We start from the raw sequence: 4521 nt of genomic DNA, 5'->3' as shown, positions 1-4521 counted from the left end.
GGGCGTACGCGGCGGCCGAGGAGCTGGTGGCGACGGCCGAGGCCGAGGCGCGGGCCATGACCGAGGGACGCAACGAGGCCGAGACCGAAGAGCTGCGGACGGCGCTGGGCGCGGGCGGCACCGGCAAGGGCACCGCGGGCGCACTTCGGGGTGCCACGGGAGCGATCCGCGACCTGGAGAAACGGCAGAAGTCGCGGCAGACGCGGGCGTCGCGGGATGCGTTGGATCGGGCGCTGATCGACCTGGCGACCTACTTCCGGGATGCGCTGCTGGTGTCCTCGGGCGTCAGCGGCGTGGCGCCGAATCACCCCGATATGGCCGACAAGGTGGCGTCGATGGCCGAGCACGTGCCGCCCGACAGGCTGCTGCGGTGCATCGAGGCGGTGCTCGAGTGCCGCGACGCGCTGGCGATCAACGTGAAGCCGAAATTCGCGGTCGACGCGATGGTGGCCACCGTCGGTCAGGCGCTGCGTGGCTGACCCGGGCGCTTTTGGCGGCCGGTGGTGGCTGCCGCTAGACTCGTCCCGCTTGGTTCGCCGGGCACGCCGCCTTAGCTCAGTCGGTAGAGCGATTCACTCGTAATGAATAGGTCAGGAGTTCGATTCTCCTAGGCGGCTCTCTCTATACGCGCCGAGTGCACGCTTGTTTGCAGGTGCTCTCGGCGTTTGCGTTCAACTTCCGTACGTTCGCGCCAGGAATTCACGAACCAGAGGCACGACCTCGTCGAGGTGGGTCTCGAGTAGCCAGTGACCGCCGCCGAGCAGGTGCAGCGGGGCGTCGGGCAGGTCGCGGTGGTACGCGCGAGCGGACTTCTCGGGCATGTAGCCGTCGTGCGGTCCCCAGACGATGAGTGTCGGGGGTTGGTGCTCGCGCAGGTAGGCCTGTTCGTCGGGGAACCACTGCAGGGTGTTGGGCTGGTCCTCGAGCAGGCGGATGAGGTTGGCGATGCGCTCGGGGGTGTTCATCAGCGACCAGTGCAGGGTCCACAGGTCGGGGCTGATGCGGCCGGCGACGTCGTCGGGTAGTTCGCCGCGGAACTCGGACTCGAAGCCTCTGAGCGTCACGTGGTCGGCGATCTTGCGGCGGGACTGCGGGCCGGGGTTGTTCCAAGACTCCTTGAGGAAGTCGTACTTGGGCCCGAAGGCGTCCTCGTAGATGTCGCCGTTCTGGATGATCAGGCCGGCGACGTTGTCGGGTTTGGCCAGCGCGAGCTGGAAGCCGAATTGCGAGCCGTAGTCGTGCAGCCAGATGACGTAGCGGTCGAGTTCGAGGGTCTCTACGAAGCGCTGCAGGAACTGCGCGTAGGCGGCGAAGGTGTAGCCGAAGTCATCGGCCGAAGGTGTTGCGCTGTAGCCGAAGCCGGGAAGATCGGGCGCGATGAGGCGATAGGTGTCGCCGAGGGCGGCCATCAGGTTGCGGTAGACGCACGACGATGCGGGATAGCCGTGGGGGAGCAGCACGACGGGCGCGTCGGCGGGGCCGGCCTGCCGGTAGAAGGTGTCGATGCCGTCGACGACTGTGCGGTGGTGGGTGATTGGTGAGGTCACTTTTTCTGCAACACGTCGGGAGTGGGTGTTATTGCGGGTGCCAGGAGTCCGAGCTAACCTCCGGCCGCCTCATCGTAGATGCGATCGAACTGAACTCGGAGATTGCCGGCATCGAACCTGGATACGTAGTTCTGCACCCAGAAGGGCTTGCGCGAACGGTTGTTTTGGTGAGCCAACGCTCCGGTTCTCAGTCGCTTGGACGGGGCCAACCGGGGGACGGTGGTGAGGTCGGAAAGTCGCTACGGGGGTGCTCGCCTGTCATGAGGAATTGCCGACGCTGGACGGGATCGGGGGCTTCGGCAACACATGCTGCGTGATCGGCCTCCATGGTTGGCCATACGGCTTTACTTGACGGCGATGTTGCAGCCAGGAAGCCGACGATCTTCCAGTCGCCGAAGACGTCATCATATGGCGCTGAAGCGGGCCCTTCTTGCCGGATGTGGACGGAGTCGCTCTGATTGTTGGGAGCTATGAGCGTGAGCCGTTGAGCAATTATTCCAGCACTGCCGCTCGATCCATCTTCAATAACCGGTCTGAATTCGTTGCCGTCTCCCTCTTCTGCCAGGTTGTACAGATACTGGCATACCTGCACGGTGACTTTCGAATCCGATTCTTCGGCTGAGCGCAGATGAAATCTGACGTTGCCGATGAGGGGAAACGTTAGAGGGTAATCTGTGCGAGGTCGCCTGTTCCGGGCGTCAATATCGCCGCTGGCCGGCAATTCGTTAGGTGGAACCGCCGCCTGGAAACCTGGGTAGGCATCGTCAATTTTGCCAGTCGTCTCCGCAATGAAGCGGGATTCCATGTATCCGCGTACAGGTACTGCAACACCATGCACGAGGTCGAGTCCCGGTGACGCCGACCAGACTGCGGCGACATCTCCTACGCGACTGTTCCAAAGATCGGTGGCCGGCTCACTTTCGCCGTCACAAGCTGTGACCAGCGTTGTGCAAAGAACCGCGCATGTCAGTCGACGAATAATGGTTATCACTTCTTCGGGTTGGCAGGTTGTACGTCCGGATTCCTAGTGATGTCGTCGTAGGTGCTCTTGATGGAATCGGATAGCATATATCCCGTGTGGCGGCCGAATACTTGGTCGATCGAGTCCTGCATCACCCTCTCCATGTCACCGTAATCGACTCTCTGAGCTGTGAGTTCGTCCAGAGTTCGGATCTCCGGACGAGTTCCTGCCGCAGGATTGTCTTGGTCCACGGCTACTTCCCTAGTCCAATCCTTCGGCAGAGGTCCGATGTCATGACCGGCGGAGAGAAGGGCATTGAGGGCGAAGCGGGTTGATTCGTGATGCCCCATTGGCGCGATCGTCGTCGTAAGATCCCGCGGCTCAGTGCCGATGATAGAGCTTTGCATACCACTACCGATCGCCTCAACCTGCCACCCGGCAATGGGACCGACGTGGGGTAGCAAGTTGCCGGGAACGGCGAAGGCCTTCACTATGTCCTCGTAATTCGACTTGCGCTGCTCGAAGAATTGCTCAGCATTGAATTGGGAAGATTGGGCAGCTCGAGCGGTACCCACATCCTGTAGCGCGGTGAGAATCGAACTGTCGGTGAGTCGTACATCTTTTACATTGATAGGACTGCCAGGATCGACGGAAGTTGCCCAATCTACAGTTCTCGCCAAGATGAGAGCATCACTAGCTGTAGTCCACTCTTGGAACGCATCCTGCTGGCTTGCAATCACGGCATACAGGTTTTTGGCGTTCGGAAACTCTGCAGCGTTCTCTGAATCAAATGCCTTGCTGAAAGGCTCCGTCGACCCTTCGATGGACAATCCCGCAATTTCGGGAATGAATGGAACCAGACCGTGGGAATAACCCTTGACTAATTCCGGGTTGCGTTCCCCCAGTGTCTGAGTATCCGTGTGCAGAAGGTTATACGCATCGTCCGCGATATGTCTTGCGTATTTTTCTGCCGTTTGTGCCGCGATCTCAGCTTCGGGACCCTGGTGGGACTCGTTCGTCCACGCGAAGAGACCGGCTGCAGCCTTTCCGTCATCAGTCCAATTGAGCCGATCGACGTCGCCGAGGAAGTCATCGCCTCGGTCGCTCAGTATGTGCTCGCTGATCGCCTGGTGGTCTGGTGCAACTGCTTCGAACAGGCTTTCAGCCACGTAGGAGATTGAGTGCGGTCGTATGGACTCGTCCCTGTCCAGTACCGCATCTGCGGCAGTCATCAGACCGCGGTCGAGCTCGGTACCATGCTTGAATTGGTCGTCGCCGTGTTTGACGATCTCGCTGATTTGAGTGAGCTCCTCAGAGCGTAGGAGTGTCGCTTCTTCACCGCCGCCGCGGTGGCCAATCTGATCCGCTTCGTTGATGGCTTCCTGAACACTCTGAGGTAGTTGTTCGAAGCCTCCTGTCATGCCGCTCGTGGGGTCGTCGAGTTTGTCGGGAGTCAGTTCGGTACGGGTGAACTCGACGTCCTTATTACTCATCAACTGCCAGGAGTTCGCGATGACGTCACGGTTCTCGCCAAGGCGCTCTTCGGCGGTCGTCAATTCATCGACGGACATACCGTGCTGCTGCGCTTGCATCTGACTCAAATATGACTTCTGTTCAGGCGTCAGGGCTTGCCCCGGTTGAATACCGCTCAGGACATCGTCGACGCGACCGGCTGCCTCCTGGTCACCCGCGAGGGTGTCTTGCACATCCTGCTCGGCCCGCTTGCGGGCTTCTTCCTCAGCGGACCGCTCCTTGAGGTCTTCGAGTATGGGGTCGCCTTCACCCTTTCCCTCTCCGAACCCGATCGCCTGGAACTCTGGCTTGAGCCTGTTCATGTTGTCGCGGATGGTATTGTTGGCGTCGTTCGAGGTCTGCACGATTTCGCTGACCTGGCCCAGGCCGCTGTTGGCGATCTTCATCAGCAGTTCGTCGCGTTGCTTGCCGGGCGGGACGCTGTTGGCGGCGTCGGTCACCCATTGCCGGACGGCATCGAGGTTGCCGCGGCCGGTGGTA

4 protein-coding genes and 1 tRNA gene are annotated in these 4521 nt (G+C 60.8%); 2 read left to right on the top strand and 3 right to left on the bottom strand.

The window, feature by feature from the left end; translation table 11 throughout:
* Nucleotides 1-479: DNA polymerase III subunit delta' C-terminal domain-containing protein (locus Q2100_RS09145; protein WP_302913771.1), on the top strand; the 479-nt coding region annotated here is incomplete at its 5' end.
* Nucleotides 480-544: 65 nt separating this feature from the next.
* Nucleotides 545-617: transfer RNA gene (locus Q2100_RS09140), tRNA-Thr, on the top strand.
* 54 nt (nucleotides 618-671) lie between these two features.
* Here Q2100_RS09140 and Q2100_RS09135 read toward each other — a convergent pair.
* The 3 genes from Q2100_RS09135 to Q2100_RS09125 all read right to left on the bottom strand — a co-directional run.
* Nucleotides 672-1547, bottom strand: coding sequence for an alpha/beta fold hydrolase (locus tag Q2100_RS09135; protein ID WP_302913770.1), 876 nt, complete (start codon nucleotides 1545-1547; stop codon nucleotides 672-674).
* A gap of 187 nt (nucleotides 1548-1734) precedes the next feature.
* On the bottom strand, nucleotides 1735-2352 hold the full coding sequence (locus tag Q2100_RS09130) for a hypothetical protein (protein ID WP_302913769.1): 618 nt from the start codon (nucleotides 2350-2352) through the stop codon (nucleotides 1735-1737).
* 182 nt (nucleotides 2353-2534) lie between these two features.
* The coding region (locus Q2100_RS09125) for a TPR repeat domain-containing protein (RefSeq protein ID WP_302913768.1) at nucleotides 2535-4521 on the bottom strand (1987 nt) is incomplete at its 5' end.

Origin of the sequence: Mycolicibacterium arseniciresistens (assembly GCF_030519285.1) — a bacterium.
Lineage (GTDB): Bacteria > Actinomycetota > Actinomycetes > Mycobacteriales > Mycobacteriaceae > Mycobacterium > Mycobacterium arseniciresistens.
The sequence above is the reverse complement of the archived record's forward strand: the minus strand, read 5'-3'. Positions and strand labels throughout refer to the sequence as shown.

Bases quoted from the DNA above. Each gene is read 5' to 3' on its own strand.
- Q2100_RS09130 (WP_302913769.1), bottom strand. From the start codon at position 2,352: ATGGAATCCCGCTTCATTGCGGAGACGACTGGCAAAATTGACGATGCC.